Origin of the sequence: Streptomyces sp. NPDC049687 (assembly GCF_044465285.1) — a bacterium.
Taxonomy (GTDB): Bacteria; Actinomycetota; Actinomycetes; order Streptomycetales; family Streptomycetaceae; genus Streptomyces.
In genome coordinates this window covers 414,859-432,547 of the sequence record NZ_JBITLN010000004.1, presented here as the reverse complement: position 1 = coordinate 432,547, position 17,689 = coordinate 414,859, and the positions used below count along the sequence as shown (strand labels likewise).

Genomic DNA, 17,689 nt, shown 5'->3' with positions numbered 1-17,689 from the left:
CGGTCAGGGGGTCCCCGGCGGCCGTCCCGGACCGTGGACCCGGCTCCGCGAGATGAACGGCTGGAACAGGGACGTTCCGTTCTCGAAGTCCAGCAGGCGCTGTTTGCGGTCCAGGCCGCCGCCGTAGCCGGTGAGGCCGCCGTCCGCGCCGACCACGCGGTGGCAGGGGACGATGATGCCGACGGGGTTCCTGCCGTTGGCGAGGCCGACCGCGCGGGAGGCGGCCGGGTTGCCGAGCGCCTCGGCGAGTTCGCCGTAGGTGCGGGTCTCGCCGTACGGGATCTTCCGGAGCAGGTCCCAGACCGAGCGCTGGAACGGGGTGCCGTGCAGGCGGAGTGGGAGGGTGAACTCCTTCAGCTCCCCGGCGAAGTAGGCCTCCAGTTGTTCCTCGGGCTCGCCGAAGAGGGTGTCGTCGCGTGGGCCGAAGTCCTCCTGGGGCGGGCGGTGGCGCTGCTCGGTCATGTAGAGGCCGCACAGCACGCCGTCGTCGGCGACGAGGGTGAGGGGGCCGTACGGGCTGTCGATGACGCCGTGGTGCTTCATGCGAGGTCCTTGTGCGGTCCGGTGCCGGCTGTAGGGGCCTGAGCGGGGAGGAAGTTGATCGGGTGGCTGTCGGTCGCCCACAGGTACTGCACCGCGTACGCCCGCCAGGGGCGCCAGGCCGTCGCGCGGGCCGTCAGGGCCGCCGGCGTGGACGGCAGGCCCAGCTCCTGGGCGGCGCGGCGGACTCCGAGGTCGGTGGGGAGGAAGGCGTCGGGGTCGCCGAGGGCGCGCATGGCGATGACGTCGACGGTCCAGGGGCCGAATCCGGGGAGGTCGAGGAGCTGGGCGCGGGTTCGGGGCCAGTCGCTCTCCGGTCCCAGGTGGAGGAGGCCGTCGGCGAGTTGCTTCACCAGGGTGGTGAAGGTGGTGCGGCGGGTGCGGGGCATCGCCAGGGTCTCGGGGTCGACGGCGGCCAGCGCCTCGGGGGTGGGGAAGAGGTGGGTGAGACCGCCTTCCGGGTCGTCGACCGGGTCGCCGTACGCGGTGACGAGCCGGGCGGCGTGGGTGCGGGCGGCCGCCGTGGACACCTGCTGGCCCAGCACGGCACGGACGGCGAACTCCGCCTCGTCGGCCGTACGGGGCACCCGGCGGCCGGGCGCCTTGTCCACCAGCGGGGCGAGCAGCGGGTCCGTGCGCAGCTGGTCGTCGACGGCGACCGGGTCGGCGTCGAGGTCGAGCATGCGCCGGCAGCGGCTGATGGCGACGGTGAGGTCCCGCAGGTCGGTGAGGGTGAGACGGCAGCCGATGTGGTCGGGGTGCGGGGTGAGCGCGACGACCGCGTGCCCGTGGGGGAGGCGCAGGGTGCGCCGGAACGCCCCTTCCCGCCACTCCTCCACGCCGGGGACTCCGGTCGCGGCGAGGTGCCCGAACAGGTTGTCGGGGTTGAGCGGAGCCCGGAACGGCAGCCGAAGCCGGAGCGTGCAGGCGGTGACGGGCGATGTCGAACGCACTTTCGGGAGGGGGGCGTTCGTCTTCGGGGCACGGACGCGCAGTTGGCTCGGGGAGAGCGCGAACACCTCGCGCACGGTGTCGTTGAAGGTGCGGACGGAGGCGAAGCCGGCGGCGAAGGCCACGTCCGCCATGGGGAGTTCCGTCGTCTCGACGAGGAGGCGGGCGGTCTGCGCGCGCTGGGCACGGGCCAACGCCAGTGGGCCCGCGCCGAGTTCGGCGAGGAGTTGCCGCTCGATCTGGCGGGCGCTGTAGCCGAGGCGGGTGGCGAGGCCGGACACCCCGTCCCGGTCCACGACACCGTCGGCGATCAGCCGCATGGCGCGGGCGACCAGGTCGGCCCGCTGGTTCCACTCCGGGGAGCCGGGGCTGGTGTCCGGGCGGCAGCGCTTGCAGGCACGGAACCCGGCCTGCTGGCAGGCGGCGGCACTCGGGTGGAAGACCATGTTCTCCGGCCTGGGCGGCACGACGGGGCAACTCGGCCGGCAGTAGATGCCCGTGGTCAGGACCGCCGTGAAGAACCATCCGTCGAACCGCGCGTCCTTCGACCGCACGGCACGCACACAGCGCTCCCGGTCGCTGTACATCCCGTTCTGCATGCGTCCAGCATCGACCACCGTCCGCCCCCGTCGCTGGCGAGAATCCGACATCAACCTCGTCCGGACTGCACCGCCGCCGATCGCCCAGCTCCGTCCCGAGGTGCCGCCAGGGCCCGGATCACGAAGATGTCGACGACCATCACGGTGGCGGACCAGAGCGGCGCGTAGGGGAGGAACAGGAACTGCGCGACCAGGCCCAGGGCGGCGAGGAGGATGCCGGCGAAGCGGGCCCGGGGCAGGTCCACGAGGAGGGCCGCGCCGGTCGCGGCCGCGAGGATGCCGAGGACGAGGTGGATGCGGCCCCAGCCGGTGAGGCTGAGCTCGTAGACGTAGGAGCCGACGCGGGCGTAGACGTCGTCCTCGGCGAGGGCGGCGATGCCCTGGAGGACGGCGAGGGCGCCGCCGCACAGCATCAGGACGCCGGCGAAGGCGCGGCCGCCGGTGATCGGGCTGTCGCGGGGGGCGGGCGCGGGCGGGCGCGGGCCGCCGGGCGGTACGGACCAGGCGGTGCCTATCTCGCCCTGGGTGTGGCCGGTCGGACCGTCGGGAGGGGGGTGGGAGGTCATAGGGGCAGGACATCCCACGGCGTACGGCGGCGGCGAGCGCGGCGGGGCCGTTCGGGTGAACGGTCCCGCCGGGTGCCGGGTCGGGCCGGGCTCACATGTTGATCATGTGGCCGGCCAGGCCGTGCACGGCCTCCTTGACGGCCTCGCCCAGGGTCGGGTGGGCGTGGACGTTGCGGGCGACCTCGTGGACGGTGAGGTCCCACTGCTGGGCGAGGGTGAGTTCCGGCAGGAGTTCGGTGACGTCGGGGCCGATCAGGTGGCCACCGATCAGCTCGCCGTGCGTGGCGTCACTGATGAGCTTCACGAAGCCGGTGGTGTCGCCGAGGCCGTGGGACTTGCCGTTCGCGGTGAACGGGAACTTGGCGACCTTGACGTCGTAGCCGAGGTCGCGGGCCTGGGCCTCGGTGTAGCCGAAGCTGGCGATCTGGGGCTGGCAGTAGGTGGCGCGGGGGATCATCGCGTAGTCGAGTTCCATGGTCTCGGCGTCGGCGAGGGTCTCGGCGGCGATCACGCCCATCGCCTCGGCGGTGTGCGCGAGCATCAGCTTCGCGGTGACGTCGCCGATGGCGTAGATGTGCGGGACGGAGGTGCGGCAGCGGCCGTCGACGTCGACGGCGCCGCGGTCGGTGACCTTGACGCCGGTGTTCTCCAGGCCGTAGCCGGTGACGTTCGGGGCGAAGCCGATGGCCTGGAGGACCTTGTCGGCCTCCAGGACCTGCTGGGCTCCGTCCTTGCCGGTGACGGTGACGCGGACCTGGGGTCCGGACTCGTCGATGGCGTCGACGCGGGTGGAGGTGAGCACGTCGATGCCGAGCTTGCGGTACTGGCGGGCGAGTTCGGCGGAGACCTCGGCGTCCTCCAGGGGGGCCACGCGGTCCAGGAACTCGACGATGGTGACCTTCACGCCGTAGTTGTGCAGGACGTAGGCGAACTCGATGCCGATGGCGCCGGCGCCCGCGATGATCACGGACTGCGGGAGTTCCTCGGCGAGGATCTGCTCCTCGTAGGTGACCACGCGGGAGGTGCGGCGGGTGCCGGGGAGCAGCTTGGGGGTGGCGCCGGTGGCGAGGATGCAGTGGTCGAAGCCGATGGTGCGGGTCTCGCCGTCGTAACCGGTCACCTGGATCGTGTGCGGGTCGAGGAAGGTACCGCGGCCGTCGAGCTCGGTGATCTTGTTCTTCTTCATCAGGTAGTGGACGCCCTTGACGCGGCCGTCGGCGACCTTGCGGCTGCGGCGGTAGGCCTCGCCGTAGTCGAAGGAGACCTGTCCGTCGACCTTGATGCCGAAGGTCTTCGCCTCGCGGGTGAAGATGTGGGCGAGTTCGGCGTTGCGCAGCAGGGCCTTGGTGGGGATGCAGCCCACGTTCAGGCAGACGCCGCCCCAGTACTTCTCCTCGACGACGGCGACGCGCTTGCCCAGCTGGGCGGCGCGGACCGCGGCGACATAGCCGCCGGGGCCGGCGCCGAGGACCACGACGTCGAAGCGGTCGTCTTGCTCGGCCATGGGAGGTTCCTCTTCCGTAGGTACCGTTTCCTGTTCCGACGGGAAACGGTACCTACGGCATCCCGCTCGTGCCTCACTACCCCGTCGCCGTGGGCCTGCGGGAGGCCGCCATGGCCTTGTTCACGTCGGTCAGCGGGCGCAGTCGGTAGGTGTACGCGTAGTCGCGGTCGGCGAACAGCTTGTACTCGTCGTGGGTGTGCGCGCCCCAGCTGTTGTCGCCGCCGACGCCCATCTGGCGGTGGTTCAGGCGCAGGACGACCTCCTTGCGCGGGGTGAGCTGGTAGTCGTGGCGGGCGCCGACGGAGAGGTCCTCGGGGGTGAAGTGCGAGGCGTTGACCTCCAGGAGCGGCTCGCCGGAGACGAGCAGGCCGACGCCGTCACGGTCGGTGAGGGCGATCCAGCGCACGTCGGTCCTGTTGCCGTTCTCCTGCGGGCGCAGATAGGAGGTCCACTGCCCGGTGACGGTGCCGGAGTACAGGCCCACGTCGGTGGCGTCGTTGCGGTCCCAGTGGTTCTCCTCGGGGCCGCGGCCGTAGTAGCGCAGGTGCTCCAGCCGGGCCGGCAGGAGGAGGAGGGTGCCGATCTCCGGGATGTACGGCAGGTTCGCGGCGCCGGGGTGCAGGGTGTTGTCGACCTTGATCTCGCCGTTTCCGAAGACGGTGTACGTGGTGGTGTACGTCGATTCCGTCGTCGTGGGCAGGGTGCCGGCGACCCTGATCTCGACGGCCCGGTCGCGCAGCGCCCGCACGCTCACGTCGGTCACCCGGCGGCGGGCGCCGGCGTCGCGCCAGGTCTGGTTGCGGGTGTGCTGGCCGTTGCCCCGGTCGTTGTCGGTGGGGGCGCGCCAGAAGTTCGGCGCGGGGCCGGAGGTGATCAGTTCCGTGCGGCCGGACCGGTAGGAGGTGATGACGCCGGTGCGTTTGTCGACAGCGACCGTGAAGTTGTGGCCGGTGACGGTCACGGTGGTGTCGCCGACCTCGTGGGAGAGGGCCGGGACCTGTCCGAGGGGCACGGGGGTGACGGGCGGGCTGCCCGCGTCGAGCGGGAGTTGCTGCCGGGCGATCTCGAAGCCGGCGTCGGCCCAGGGCGTGGACTCCTTGAGGGTGAAGGAGAGTTCGAGGAAGTACTCGGCGCCGGGCGCCGGGTCGGCGGGCAGCCGGAGCGGGATGCCGACGTCCTTGCTGGAGAGCGGTGCCACGTCGAGCTGGGCGCGCGTCAGCTTGCCTCGCTGCACGGTCTCTCCGTCGGCGACGAGGGCCCAACGGCCGTCGAAGGCGGAGAGGTTGGTGAAGAGGTACTCGTTGGTGAGCGTGATCCGGCCGGGCGAGCCGCCCGCGGCGACCTGGACGGCCTGGTAGATCCGCTTGACCTCGGCGGACTTGCCGGTGAGCCCGCGGTCGGCGGTGACGATGCCGTCGCCGGAGAAGGCCCCGTCGTTGGGGTTGTCGCCCCAGTCGCCGCCGTAGGCGTAGAACGTCTTCTGCCGCGGTCGTTTCTCCGTGAGGCCGACGGTGGCGGCGTCGAACCAGAACCGTACGCCGTCGTCGCCGGGCCCGCGGCTGCCGAGGGCCAGTTCGTCGGCGCTCAGCGCCCGGGCGTAGACGCGGGCCCGCCGGACGGTGCCGCTGAACTCGCGGGTCGGGTTGTCGACGTCGGTGGCCAGGGACAGGGGCGCGGTGTTGACCGCGGGGCGGACCGTGGTGCTGCGGGTGGCCCGGACCACGCCGTCGACGTGCAGGGTCAGCGTGCCGGCCTCGGCGTCGAAGACGCCCGCCACATGGTGTTCGGTGCCCGTCCAGTCGTCCGGCACCGCCCAGCTCGCGGTGATCCACTGGCCGCTGCCGTAGATGAAGAACTCGATGGTCCTGTTGGTCTGCTTCAGGGCGTACTGGGTGTCGCCCTTGGCGAGGACGGGCTGGTGGTATCCGGTGACGTGGGGGGTGATCCAGGCTTCCAGGGTGAGGGAGCCGGTGAGGTCGAGCCGCGGGTCGCGGGCGAAGACGGTGCCGCCGGAAAGGCCCTTGTCCCGGCTGAAGGTGCCGCTGGGGGCGATGATCTCGCCGCGCAGCGCGGCGGGCCCGGACTCGGTGAGCAACTTGCGCGTCGGGGTGGGCCAGCTCAGCGCCTGGTCGACGAAGTCCCAGATCCAGCCGCCCTGCAGCACCTCGTGGCGGCGGACGAGGTCCCAGTACTTCTTGAAGTTCCCGCTGGAGTTCCCCATCGCGTGGGAGTACTCGATCATCACGTACGGCCGGGTGTCGGCGGTGTCCTTCGCCCGTGCCTCGACGCGGGAGGGGCTGTCGTACATCTCGGAGCGGATGTCGCTGATGCCCGGGCGGTCGTCGCCCTCGTACTGGATCACGCGGGTGGTGTCGTAGGAGCGGATCCAGTCGTGCATGGCGGTGAAGGTGCTGCCGCCGCCCGCCTCGTTGCCGAGGGACCAGATGACGACCGAGGCGTGGTTCTTGTCGCGGTGGACCATGTTCTGGGCGCGGGCCACGCACGCCTTCGTCCATTCGGCGTGGTTGCCGGGGTACTCGCTCCGGATGCCGTGGGTCTCGAGGTTGGTCTCGTCCACGAGGTACAGGCCGTACTCGTCGGCGAGTTCGAGCCAGAGCGGGTTGTTGGGGTAGTGGGAGGTGCGGACGGTGTTGATGTTGAGACGTTTGATGATCCCGATGTCCTTGACCATGTCCGCGCGGGTGAGGGCGGAGCCGCGGACCGGGTGCATCTCGTGCCGGTTGGTGCCCCGGAAGGAGACCGGTTTGCCGTTGATGCGCATGAGCCCGTCCTCGAGGGCGAACTCGCGCAGGCCGACGCGGTGGGAGAGGGTCTCGATCACCTTGCCCGCGGGGTCGCGCAGCCGGAGCACGGCGGTGTAGAGGTAGGGGTCCTCGGCCGACCAGAGCCGCGGCGCGGGCACGGCCTTCGCCGCGCGGACGGTCGCCTCGCTGCCGGGGTCGAGGTCCACGGTCTGCTGGAGCGGGCGGGACCAGACGGGGTGACCGTCGGCGGTGTACAGAAGGGTGTCGACTGTATACCGCCCACCGGATCCAGGCCCCTCCGCCGTTCCGTAGTCACGCACACTCGCCGTCACCGCCAGCTCGGCCGCCCGGTGGCCGTCGCTCAGCGGGGTGTCGAGTCTGAAGTCGCGCAGGTGCACCGTCGGCGTGGAGTACAGGTAGACCGAGCGGAAGATGCCGCTCAGCCGGATCATGTCCTGGTCCTCCAGCCAGTCGCCGTCGGAGTAGCGGTAGACCTCCACGGCGATCCGGTTGGTGCCCGGCCTGAGGTACGGGGTGATGTCGTACTCGGCGGGGTCGTAGGAGTCCTCGTGGTAGCCGACCAGCTCGCCGTTGATCCAGACGTAGTGAGCGGACTTGACCCCGTCGAAGTGGAGGAAGGTCCGCCGTCCCGCCCAGTCGCGCGGGACCGTGAAGGTGCGGCGGTACTGGCCCACGGGGTTGTGGCGGGTGGGGGCGGCGGGCGGCTGCGCGTCCTCGCCCCGGCCGTTGGGGCCCCACCAGGGGTAGGTGATGTTGATGTAGATCGGGCGGTCGTAGCCGTGCAGCTGCCAGGCGGAGGGGACCGGAATGGTGTCCCAGCCGCTGTCGTCGAGGTCGGTGCGGTGGAAGTCGGGATCGCGGTCGTCGGGGCGGTCGGCGTGGGCGAACTTCCAGGTGCCGTCGAGGCTCAGCCGGTAGGGGGAGCGGGTGCGGTCGGCGGCGAGGGCCTGGGCGAGGCCGGCGTAGGGCATGAGGGTGGTGTGCGGGTCCTCGGTGCCGAGCCGGAAGACGTCGATGTGACCGTTCCATTCCGGGGTGTCCGCGGCCTGCGGGGAGCTGTCCGCCGCGGCGGCCCGGCGGGTGCCGGCCGGGCCGGACAGGGCGAGGGCGCCGAGGACGGCGGCCGAGCCCTCCAGCAGACGACGACGGCTGACGAGCGCCCGCCGGGACCGGCCCTGCGGCTCTGGCGGCTTCGACGACTCCAGCGGCTCCAGCGGGTCCATGGGCGACACGTGCGGGTGCGACATGACCACGACCTTCCTCGGGGCGGACCGTGCGGGCGCACGGACGGAGGGTGCGTCAGATCTTGTCGGATAGTGTTGATAAACCGAACAGTGGCACGCCGTGATGGCCGGAATTCAACTCTCTTCGGCGCAACGCCACTTGACTCACTCCCGTGGCCACCCGCCCGTCGCGTCAGTACACGTCCCGCACGTACCGCTTGTCCGCGGCGAGCTGTTTGACGTACGCCGCCGCCTCCGCCTCGCCCAGTCCGCCGTGGACGACGGCGACGTCGCGCAGGGCCTGGTCGACGTCCTTGGCCATGCGGGAGGCGTCGCCGCAGACGTAGAAGTGGGCGCCGTCCTGGAGCCAGGACCACAGGTGGGAGCCGTGCTCGCGCATCCGGTCCTGCACGTACACCTTGGCGCGCTGGTCGCGGGAGAAGGCGGTGTCCAGCCGGGCGAGGGTGCCGTCGGCGAGGAGGGCGGTCAGTTCCTCCTCGTAGTAGAAGTCCGTCGACCGCCGCTGCTCGCCGAAGAACAGCCAGTTCGGGCCCCGGTGCCCGCGCGCCCGGCGCTCCTGGAGGAAGCCGACGAAGGGCGCCACTCCCGTGCCGGGGCCGACCATCACCATGGGGGTGGACGGGTCGGCGGGCGGGCGGAAGTGCGGGGAGCGCTGGACGTGGACCGGGACCTCGGTGCCGGGTCCGGCGTCGGCGAGGAAGGGCGAGCAGACGCCCTGGCGGAGGCGGCCGGCCAGGTTCTCGTACCGCACGACGGAGACGGTGAGCGAGACCAGGTGCGGGTCGGTCAGCGGGCTACTGGATATCGAATACAGTCGCGGCTGGAGCCGGCCCAGCACCTCGGCCCACTCCTGGGCACCGGCCCGGATCCCGAACTCGGCTGCCACGTCGACGGCCTGCCGTCCCCAGGACCACTTCGCCAGCTCGCCCTTGTTGTCCGGCCGCAGCAGCTTGCGCAGCTCACGGGGGTCGCGGGTGCGGTCGGCCGTGAAACGCAGCAGGGCTGGGGTGATCCGGGTGATGTCGAGATGCCGCAGCAGGGCCTCCCCCAGGGCGACCTCGCCGACGCCGTTGACCTGTACGGCCGCATGGCCGTCGAGGCCGGTGACGGCGAGCCACTCCGCCACCAGCGCCGGGGAGTTGAGGGGCCGTACACCGAGGGCGTCCCCCGCCTCGTACACCAGCGGCGTCTCGCAGTCGCGGGTGTCGAAGGTGAAGCGGCGGACCTCCTTCCCGGAGCCGGGCAGGCTCAGCAGACGGTTGCCGGTGAGGCGGGCGGTGACGGGGGTGGGGCGCTTCGGGCGGGCGGGGGCGGGAGCGGCCTCGGTGGTCACGGCAGGCGCCGCGGGCGCGGGTGCTGCCGCGGCCTCGGGCCGGGTGCCCTCGAATGCCGTGGCCTCCTTCAGGGCCGTGAGCACCTGGTCCAGCCACGCCTCGGCCTGCGGCTCGTAGTCCGGTTCGCAGTCGGTGCGGGGGGCCAGCCGTACCGCGCCCAGTTCGTCCAACCGGCGGTCCAGGCGCCGGCCGTGCCCGCAGAAGTCGTCGTAGGAGGAGTCGCCGAAGGCCAGGACGGCGTAGCGGCGGCCTTCCAGGCGGCCGGAGTCCAGCGCGTCGAGGCCGTCCCAGAAGCCGGCGCCGTTGTCGGGGGCGTCGCCGTCGCCGAAGGTGCTGGTGATCAGCAGCAGGTCGGCGCCCGCGGGCAGGGCGGACGGGTCGGCCTCGTCCATGGCGAGGAGGGAGGCGGCGTGGCCGCCCGCGGTGAGGCGTTCGGCGGTGGTGGCGGCGAACTCCTCGGCGTTGCCGGTCTGCGAGGCCCACAGGATGACGACCCGGCGGGCGGCGTCCGTCCGCGCCGCGGGCGCGGGTGCGGCGCCGGTGCGGGAGTACATGCCGGCGAGGGTGCCGTTGACCCACAGGGCGTGTTCGGGACTGAAGGGGGCGTCCGGCGGCAGGACGGGGACGCCGGGGGCGCCGGCCGGGATGCCGGCGAGGAAGCCGACCAGATACTGGCGTTCGCGTTCGGTCAGGACCGGCGGCGGGGCGGGTTCGAGGCCGAAGACGGCGGCGGCGGAGGGCTGGACGGCGGTGGGCACGAGCACCGGTGTCCCGCCGGTCTGCCGTGCCGTGACGGGTGTCTGCACGCTCACCGGGGTCGACACCTTCGTCAGCGACACGGCGCACACCTTCAGCTCCGGCTGGAAGGACAGCGGGTCGACGGCGTCGCTGGTCACGGCGTTGACGCTGAGGTACTCGCCGAACAGGTCGTTCCAGTGGAAGGGCGCGAAGCAGGAGCCGGGCAGCACCCGGTCGGTGACGACCGCGGGCAGCACGGCCCGGCCGCGTCGGGAGGCGACCTCGACGGAGTCGCCGTCGGCGAGGCCGAGCGCGGCCGCGTCCTCGGGGTGCACCTCCACGAAGGGCCCGGGGTTGAGCTTGTTGAGCTTGGCGACCTTGGCGGTCTTGGTCAGGGTGTGCCACTGGTGCTGGAGGCGGCCGGTGTTCAGGACGAACGGGTAGTCGTCGTCCGGCATCTCGGCGGGCGCGAGGTGCGGGCGGGCGTGGAAGACCGCGCGGCCGCTGGGGGTGGCGAAGGTGAGGGAGCCGTCGGGGTCGACGTACCGGACGGGGTTGCGGTCGGGGCCGTCGGCGGTGGCGGCCGGCCACTGCACGGGGGTGGCGCGCAGCCGGTCGTAGGTCACTCCGCGCAGGTCGTAGCCGGTCTGCGGGTTGTGGAAGCGTTTGATCTCCTCGAAGATCTCCTCCGCGCTGTCGTAGGAGAAACCGTCCTCGTACCCCATGGCACGGGCGACGGCGGCGATGAGGCGCCAGTCGGCGGTGGCCTCGCCGGGCGGGTCGGCGGCGGGCCGGGCGAGGGTGAGGTTGCGCTCGCTGTTGATGAGGACGCCCTCGGTCTCGGTCCACAGGGCGGCGGGCAGGACGACGTCGGCGTAGGCGTTGGTCTCGGTGTCGGCGAAGACGTCCTGCGCGACGACGAACTCGGCGGCCTCCAGGCCCTCGATGACGGTCCGGCGGTTGGCGACGGAGGCGACGGGGTTGGTGCAGATGATCCAGCAGGCCTTGATGTCCCCGTCGGCCATCTTCCGGAACATCTCGACGGTGCCCTTGCCGACGCCGTCGGCGCGGAGGGTGCCGGGTTCGAGCCCCCACACGTCCTCGGTGAAGGCGCGGTCGGCGTCGACGAGGACGGACCGCTGGCCGGGCAGCCCCGGCCCCATGTAGCCCATCTCCCGGCCGCCCATGGCGTTGGGCTGGCCGGTGAGGGAGAAGGGGCCGCTGCCGGGGCGGCAGATCTTGCCGGTGGCGAGGTGCAGGTTGATGAGCGCGTTCGTGTTCCAGGTGCCGTGCGTGGACTGGTTGAGGCCCATGGTCCAGCAGCTGGTCCACTCCCCCGCCTCGCCGATCAGCCGGGCGGCCTCGCGCAGGTCGGCCTCGGGGATGCCGGTGAGCTCGGCGACGGTCGCGGGCGGGTAGTCGGCGAGGAAGGCGGGCATCGCCTCCCAGCCCTCGGTGTGCGCGGCGACGAAGTCGGGGTCGGTGTGGCCGTTCGCGTGCAGGAGATGCAGCAGCCCGTTGAGGAGGGCGAGGTCCGTGCCCGGCTCGACCTGGAGGAACAGGTCGGCCTTGGCGGCGGTGGCGGTGCGGCGCGGGTCGACCACGATCAGTTTGGCGCCCGCTTTGACCCGGTCCATCATGCGCAGGAAGAGGATCGGGTGACAGTCGGCCATGTTGGAGCCGATGACGAGGAAGACGTCCGCCCGGTCGAGGTCCTCGTACGAGCCGGGCGGGCCGTCGGAGCCGAGGGACAGCTTGTAGCCGGTTCCGGCGCTGGCCATGCAGAGCCGGGAGTTGGACTCGATCTGGTTGGTGCGCAGATAGCCCTTGGTGAGCTTGTTGGCCAGGTACTGCGCTTCGAGGCTCATCTGGCCGGAGACGTAGAGGGCGACGGCGTCGGGTCCGTGCTCGTCGACGACGGCCCGCAGCCTCCGTGCCACCTCGGCGACGGCCGCGTCCACGGAGGCGGGCTCGGGCTCCTCGCCGCGGTCGGAGCGGACGAGGGCGGTGGTGAGGCGGCCGGGGGCGGAGAGCAGGTCGGCGGTGGTCGCGCCCTTGGTGCACAGCCGGCCGAGGTTCGCGGGGTGCTCCTTGTCGCCGGACGCCTTCAGGACCGTACGGCGTCCGTCCGGTCCGCGGCCGATGTCGAGGACCATGCCGCAGCCGACACCGCAGTACGAGCAGACCGTGCGCACCTTCGTCGCGCTGTCGGTCCGCGGGTCCGGCACGGCCACGGGCGCCCCTTTCGTTCTGCCGCGTTCTGACGTCGGCCCTGGTGAGAGCCTTCTCGAGGGTACGAAGTGTGCATTACACAGGTGTCTCCCACACCGGCCACCGGGAGTTAAGCCCGTCGCACAGCGGGGGGTGGGCGGGTGTGAGCGGGCCCTTCGGGCTTGCGGCCGAGGGTACGTGCGGGGGTCGAGTGGCCGGGCGGAGGTCCGGCTGCCGGACGCGTCGGGGCGGGCGGGGGTCCGGCTCATGGACGCGTCGGGCGGGCGGGGTCGGGGCCTGCGTCTCCGCGTTCCGGCGCCCGCGTCCCGGCCGGTGCGGCCTGGAGGTCGTTTCGGACTCCCCCGAGCCGAGCGGGGCGGACGGCGTCGGGGCCGGTGCCGCGTGCGCCGAGCCGCCGTCCCGCGATCGCGTGCGGCTCCTTTGCCCTCCCCTTGTGGCATGGACGTGTCAAATCTGTCAGGCTTCCGGAACCGTCGCCCACCGCACTCCCGCACTCCGCCCCCGGCACACCCACGCCGTCGGGGTCAGCCACCGAGCAGGCCGGAATCCGGCCGCCGCAAAGGAGCCACGTGTGAGACCCACCCCCCGCAAGGCCCTCGCCGCGAGCGCGCTCGCCCTCGCCACGGCGGCCGCCCTGGCGCTCCCCGCCACCCCCGCGTCGGCCGCACCCCCCGCCACCGTCCCGGCGGCCGCCACCGCCCCCCTCGCCGAGGCCTGCACCCCCAGCCAGGTGGTCGCCAACGGCGGTTTCGAGAGCGGCGCCGCCTCCTGGACCCAGTCGTCCACCACCCTCGTCACCAACCGCACCGGTCAGAGCGCGCACGGCGGCGGCTACTACGCCTGGCTGGACGGCACCGGCGGCACCCACACCGACACCCTCTCGCAGAGCGTCACCGTCCCCGCCGGCTGCGGCAGCGCCACCCTCACCTTCTGGCTGCACATCGACACCGCCGAGACGACCTCCTCCACCGCGTACGACAAGCTCACGGCCAAGATCGGCTCGACGACCCTCGCGACGTACTCGAACCTCGACAAGAACACCGGGTACACGCAGAAGTCGTTCGACGTGTCGGCGTTCGCCGGCCAGACCGTCACCCTCGCCTTCACCGGCACCGAGGACTCCAGCCTCCAGTCGAGCTTCGTCCTCGACGACATCGCCCTGAACACCGCCGACAGCACGACCCCGCCCGCGGACTCCACGCGGACACCGGCCGCGCCGTCGTACACCGTCAGTCTGAGCAGCAACACGGCCGGCACGGTGTGGACCGGTCACGAGAGCGCGACCTTCACCAACGCCTCCGCCACCGCGCTCGGCGAGGTGTACCTGCGGTTGTGGGACAACTACCACGGCACCTGCTCGTCGATGCCGATCGTCGTCAGCAACGTCACCGGCGGCACCGCGGGCGCCCTCTCGGTCGGCTGCACGGCCCTGCCGATCACCCTGGCCACACCCCTCGCCCCGGGACAGAGCGCCACCATCGGCTTCGACCTGGGCATCACCGTGCCCAGCGGCGCCGACCGGTTCGGCCACGACGGGTCGTTCAGCTTCATCGGCAACGCGCTGCCCGTGCTGGCCGTGAAGGACGGGGCGGGGTGGCACCTGGACCCGTACACCAACAACGGCGAGTCGTTCTACTCCCTGGCCGCCGACTTCAAGGTGACCCTCGACCACCCCACGAGCCTGCTCGTCCCGGCCACCGGCACCTCCGTCGACGCCGCCGGCTCCAGCGGACGTACCGTCACCACCGCCACCGCCACGAAGGTCCGGGACTTCGCGTGGGCGGCGGGTCCGTTCAGCAAGATCTCCGGTACGTCGACGGCCGGGACCCCCGTCAACGTGTACTCCGTCTCCGCCATCGGCTCCTCCGACGCCCAGTCGATGCTCAGCACCGCGAAGACGGCCGTCGACGCGCACGCCGCCCGCTTCGGCGCCTACCCGTACGGCGAGCTGGACGCGGTCATCGACAACAACTTCTGGTTCGGCGGCATGGAGTACCCGGGGTTCGTCCTCGACCTGGTCAGCACCACCGCGCTCACCCATGAGATCGGCCACCAGTGGTGGTACGGCATCGTCGGCGACGACGAGTACAACAACCCCTGGCTGGACGAGTCCTTCACCGACTACGCCACCGACCTGGCGCTCGGCAAGACGGGCACCGGTTGCTGGAACAGCGTCTCGTGGGCGTCGGCGGCGGAGAAGATCACCAACTCGATGGCCTACTGGGACAGCCACTCCTCCCGGTACTCCACCGTCGTCTACGGCTACGGCAAGTGCGCCCTGCACGACCTGCGGCGGCTCATCGGCGACACCGCCATGGCCAAGCTGCTCAAGGACTACGCCACCGCGCACTGGTACGGCGTATCGACCACCGCCGAGTTCAAGGCGGCCGCGCAGGCCGCCACGACCACCGACCTGACGTCGTTCTGGAGCACGCACCGCATCGAGGGCTGAGCGGGCAGCCGTTCGTCACGGGTGACGCCGCCGGCGTCACCCGTGCACCTGTGAGGGCGTCAGCTCGGTGAATCGGATGGGTCAACCGGGTGAAGCGCGTGACGGCCGAGGCCGTGTCCGCCGTGCGGGGCAATGCATGAAGATCGCGGCCCCATTGCGGTCGAGTCGGCGGACATGACGCCTGGAGGCGAGTGATGAAGGAATGACGAACGCAACAGCCGGTCGAACCGGCGACACGATCCAGAAGGTCCCGGTCCTCGTCGTCGGCGGTTCCCTGGTGGGACTGTCGACCTCGCTGTTCCTGGGCCGGCTGGGGGTGCAGCACACTCTCGTGGAGCGCCACGCCGGCACCTCCATCCATCCGCGCGGACGCGGCAACAACGTCCGCACGATGGAGCTGTTCCGGGTGGCCGGGGCCGAACCGGCGATCCACGAGGCCGCGGCCACCCTGGCCGACAACCACGGCATCCTGCAGACGCCCACCCTGGTCGGCGACGCGGGCGAGTGGCTGTTCCGGGACATCGACCCGGGCGGTGGACTGGCCCGGTTCAGCCCCAGCTCCTGGTGTCTGTGCAGCCAGAACGACCTGGAGCCGGTCCTGCTCGACCAGGCCGTGCGGCTCGGCGGCGATCTGCGGTTCCACACCGAACTGATGTCGTTCGAGACCGACGCGGACGGCGTCACCGCGCTGGTCAAGAGCCGTGAGACGGGCGAGCACACCACCATCCGGGCGGACTACCTGGTCGCCGCCGACGGCCCGCGCAGCCCCGTGCGGGAGCACCTCGGCATCGGGCAGAGCGGCCCCGGCGACCTGTTCCACAACGTCAGCATGACGTTCCGCTCCCGCCGGCTGGCCGAGGTGGTGGGCGAGCGTCGCTTCATCGTCTGCTACCTGACCAGGCCGGGCGCCGACGGAGCGCTGCTGCCGGTGGACAACCGCGAGCACTGGGTGTTCCACGCGCCCTGGCACCCCGAACGGGGCGAGACGATGGAGGAGTTCACCGACGAGCGCTGTATCCAGCACATCCGGCGGGCGGTCGGGGTCGCCGACCTCGATGTGGAGATCACCGGCAAGGCGCCCTGGCACGCCGCCCAGCGCGTCACCCGGGCCTACCGGTCGGGGCGGGTCTTCCTGGCCGGCGACTCGGCGCACGAGATGTCCCCCACCGGTGCCTTCGGCTCCAACACCGGAATCCAGGACGCCCACAACCTCGCCTGGAAGCTGGCCGCGGTGCTCGGCGGCTGGGCGGGCGACGGACTCCTCGACACCTACGACGCCGAACGCCGGCCGGTGGCGGAGTCGACCAGCGCCCGCGCCGCCGCCCGGTCGGCCGAGCACAGCCACCCCGGCTTCGCACCCCCGCCCGGCGCCGGCGGCGGGCCCCAGCGCGGCATCCTCAACGTGGCCCTCGGCTACCGCTACCCGCGGGGCGCCGTGGTCGGCGCCGACCCCGCGACCCCGGTCGTCCCGGAGCAGCTCTCGCTGACCGGGGAGCCCGGCAGCAGGGCTCCCCATCTGTGGGTGCGGCACCTCGGCGAGCGGATCTCCACCCTCGACCTGTACGAGCGGTCGCTGGTCCTGCTCAGTGACGCCGACGCGCACCCCGACGCCGGGGAGCCGGGCGCCTGGCACGAGGCCGCCGCCCGGCTGGCGGACCGGCTGGCCCTCCCGCTCCTCCCGTACCGGGTGGGTTCGGGGCCCGATGCCGAGCTGACGCCCGAGGACGACACGGTGGACTGGCGCGAGCGCCACGGCACCGGGCGCGGGGGCGCCGTACTCGTCCGGCCGGACGGGTTCGTCGCCTGGCGCTCCCCCGGTCCGGTCCCGGACCCGGAGTCGACGCTCCGTCAGGTGCTGAACGCGGTCCTCGCCCTGCCCTGACCCTCATCCCTCGCGACCTCGGCCGGCGGCCCACAGTGCCGCCGGCCGACTCGTTTGCCGGATCGGTTCACCCGCGTGAGCGCCCCGAGTGGTGAGCGGCCGGAGTCTGGCTGACGGTGGATCACGTCAGGGCCGGGTCATCCCAGCTGACGAAGCGCCAGCTGCCCGGCCGTGTCGAAAGGACCCTCATATGCGTTCTGCTCGCATGATCCTGGCCACCGCGGCGGCCTCGGCCGTTCTCGCCATCACCGCGCCCGGCGCCTACGCGGCGGACGGTGACTGGGAGAAGGGTGACTCGTCCTACAGCAAGGAGGACTCCGGCTACAGCAAGGAGCACGGCAAGGAGGACTCCGGCTACAGCAAGGAGCACGGCAAGGAGGACTCCGGATACGGCAAGGAGCACGGCAAGGACAGCGGCTACGGCAAGCCCCACGGCGGCGTCCACACGGGCGGCGGCGCGCTGACCGCGGTGAACGACAGCCACGACAAGGGCAGCAAGGACTGGAGCAAGGAGGACGGCGGCAAGGAGGACTCCTGGAGCAAGGAGGACGGCGGCAAGGAGGACTCCTGGAGCAAGGACGACTCCTCCTGGAGCGGCAAGGACAAGCCCCACGGCGGGATGCACACCGGCGGCGGCGCGCTCGCCGCGCCTGCCGTGACCGCGGGCGGTCTGGCAGTCCTCGCGGTCGCCGGAGCCGGCCTGTACTCCGCGCGCCGCAAGAAGTCGGCCCACGGCCTGGCCTGATCCATGCCGGACGCGATAGAGCCGCGGCCGCCACCGGTGCATCGTGTGGCGGCCGCCCGGCCGGTTCTCCGGCCCGCACCCGTCCGCTTCGCCGCCGTGTTCTCTCCGAGGTGTTC

General features: G+C 72.1%; 9 protein-coding genes. 3 read left to right on the top strand and 6 right to left on the bottom strand.

Annotated elements, in window-relative coordinates; all coding sequences use genetic code 11:
* Nucleotides 1-3: 3 nt before the first annotated feature.
* From ACIBVL_RS16090 to ACIBVL_RS16065, 6 genes are all read right to left on the bottom strand, one after another.
* Nucleotides 4-543, bottom strand: coding sequence for a methylated-DNA--[protein]-cysteine S-methyltransferase (locus tag ACIBVL_RS16090; RefSeq protein ID WP_399097758.1), 540 nt, complete (start codon nucleotides 541-543; stop codon nucleotides 4-6).
* A complete protein-coding gene (locus tag ACIBVL_RS16085) occupies nucleotides 540-2,090 on the bottom strand; it encodes an AlkA N-terminal domain-containing protein (RefSeq protein WP_399097757.1) in 1,551 nt (516 codons plus the stop codon). The genes ACIBVL_RS16090 and ACIBVL_RS16085 overlap by 4 nt, the downstream gene beginning before the upstream one ends.
* 50 nt (nucleotides 2,091-2,140) lie before the next feature.
* Entirely contained in the window at nucleotides 2,141-2,656 is a 516-nt protein-coding gene (locus tag ACIBVL_RS16080; protein ID WP_399097756.1) for a hypothetical protein, read from the bottom strand.
* 91 nt (nucleotides 2,657-2,747) lie between these two features.
* Entirely contained in the window at nucleotides 2,748-4,160 is a 1,413-nt protein-coding gene (gene lpdA, locus ACIBVL_RS16075; protein WP_399097755.1) for a dihydrolipoyl dehydrogenase, read from the bottom strand.
* A gap of 76 nt (nucleotides 4,161-4,236) precedes the next feature.
* Complete coding sequence (locus ACIBVL_RS16070; protein ID WP_399097754.1) at nucleotides 4,237-8,193, bottom strand: glycoside hydrolase family 2 TIM barrel-domain containing protein; 3,957 nt, start codon at nucleotides 8,191-8,193, stop codon at nucleotides 4,237-4,239.
* A 169-nt stretch (nucleotides 8,194-8,362) separates the two neighbouring features.
* Entirely contained in the window at nucleotides 8,363-12,418 is a 4,056-nt protein-coding gene (locus ACIBVL_RS16065; protein WP_399097934.1) for a molybdopterin-dependent oxidoreductase, read from the bottom strand.
* A 647-nt stretch (nucleotides 12,419-13,065) separates the two neighbouring features.
* Here ACIBVL_RS16065 and ACIBVL_RS16060 point away from each other — a divergent pair.
* The 3 genes from ACIBVL_RS16060 to ACIBVL_RS16050 all read left to right on the top strand — a co-directional run bounded on the left by ACIBVL_RS16060 (nucleotide 13,066) and on the right by ACIBVL_RS16050 (nucleotide 17,573).
* A complete protein-coding gene (locus tag ACIBVL_RS16060; RefSeq protein ID WP_399097753.1) occupies nucleotides 13,066-14,946 on the top strand; it encodes a M1 family aminopeptidase in 1,881 nt (626 codons plus the stop codon).
* A 202-nt stretch (nucleotides 14,947-15,148) separates the two neighbouring features.
* A complete protein-coding gene (locus tag ACIBVL_RS16055; RefSeq protein WP_399097752.1) occupies nucleotides 15,149-16,828 on the top strand; it encodes an FAD-dependent oxidoreductase in 1,680 nt (559 codons plus the stop codon).
* Nucleotides 16,829-17,018: 190 nt separating this feature from the next.
* Nucleotides 17,019-17,573 (top strand): hypothetical protein, encoded by a 555-nt coding sequence (locus ACIBVL_RS16050; RefSeq protein WP_399097751.1) that lies wholly within the window; start codon nucleotides 17,019-17,021, stop codon nucleotides 17,571-17,573.
* Nucleotides 17,574-17,689: the final 116 nt, after the last annotated feature.

Bases quoted from the DNA above. Each gene is read 5' to 3' on its own strand.
- ACIBVL_RS16080 (WP_399097756.1), bottom strand. From the start codon at position 2,656: ATGACCTCCCACCCCCCTCCCGACGGTCCGACCGGCCACACCCAGGGC.
- ACIBVL_RS16085 (WP_399097757.1), bottom strand. From the start codon at position 2,090: ATGCAGAACGGGATGTACAGCGACCGGGAGCGCTGTGTGCGTGCCGTG.
- lpdA (WP_399097755.1), bottom strand. From the start codon at position 4,160: ATGGCCGAGCAAGACGACCGCTTCGACGTCGTGGTCCTCGGCGCCGGC.
- ACIBVL_RS16050 (WP_399097751.1), top strand. From the start codon at position 17,019: ATGCGTTCTGCTCGCATGATCCTGGCCACCGCGGCGGCCTCGGCCGTT.
- ACIBVL_RS16070 (WP_399097754.1), bottom strand. From the start codon at position 8,193: ATGTCGCACCCGCACGTGTCGCCCATGGACCCGCTGGAGCCGCTGGAG.
- ACIBVL_RS16055 (WP_399097752.1), top strand. From the start codon at position 15,149: ATGACGAACGCAACAGCCGGTCGAACCGGCGACACGATCCAGAAGGTC.
- ACIBVL_RS16090 (WP_399097758.1), bottom strand. From the start codon at position 543: ATGAAGCACCACGGCGTCATCGACAGCCCGTACGGCCCCCTCACCCTC.
- ACIBVL_RS16065 (WP_399097934.1), bottom strand. From the start codon at position 12,418: ATGGTCCTCGACATCGGCCGCGGACCGGACGGACGCCGTACGGTCCTG.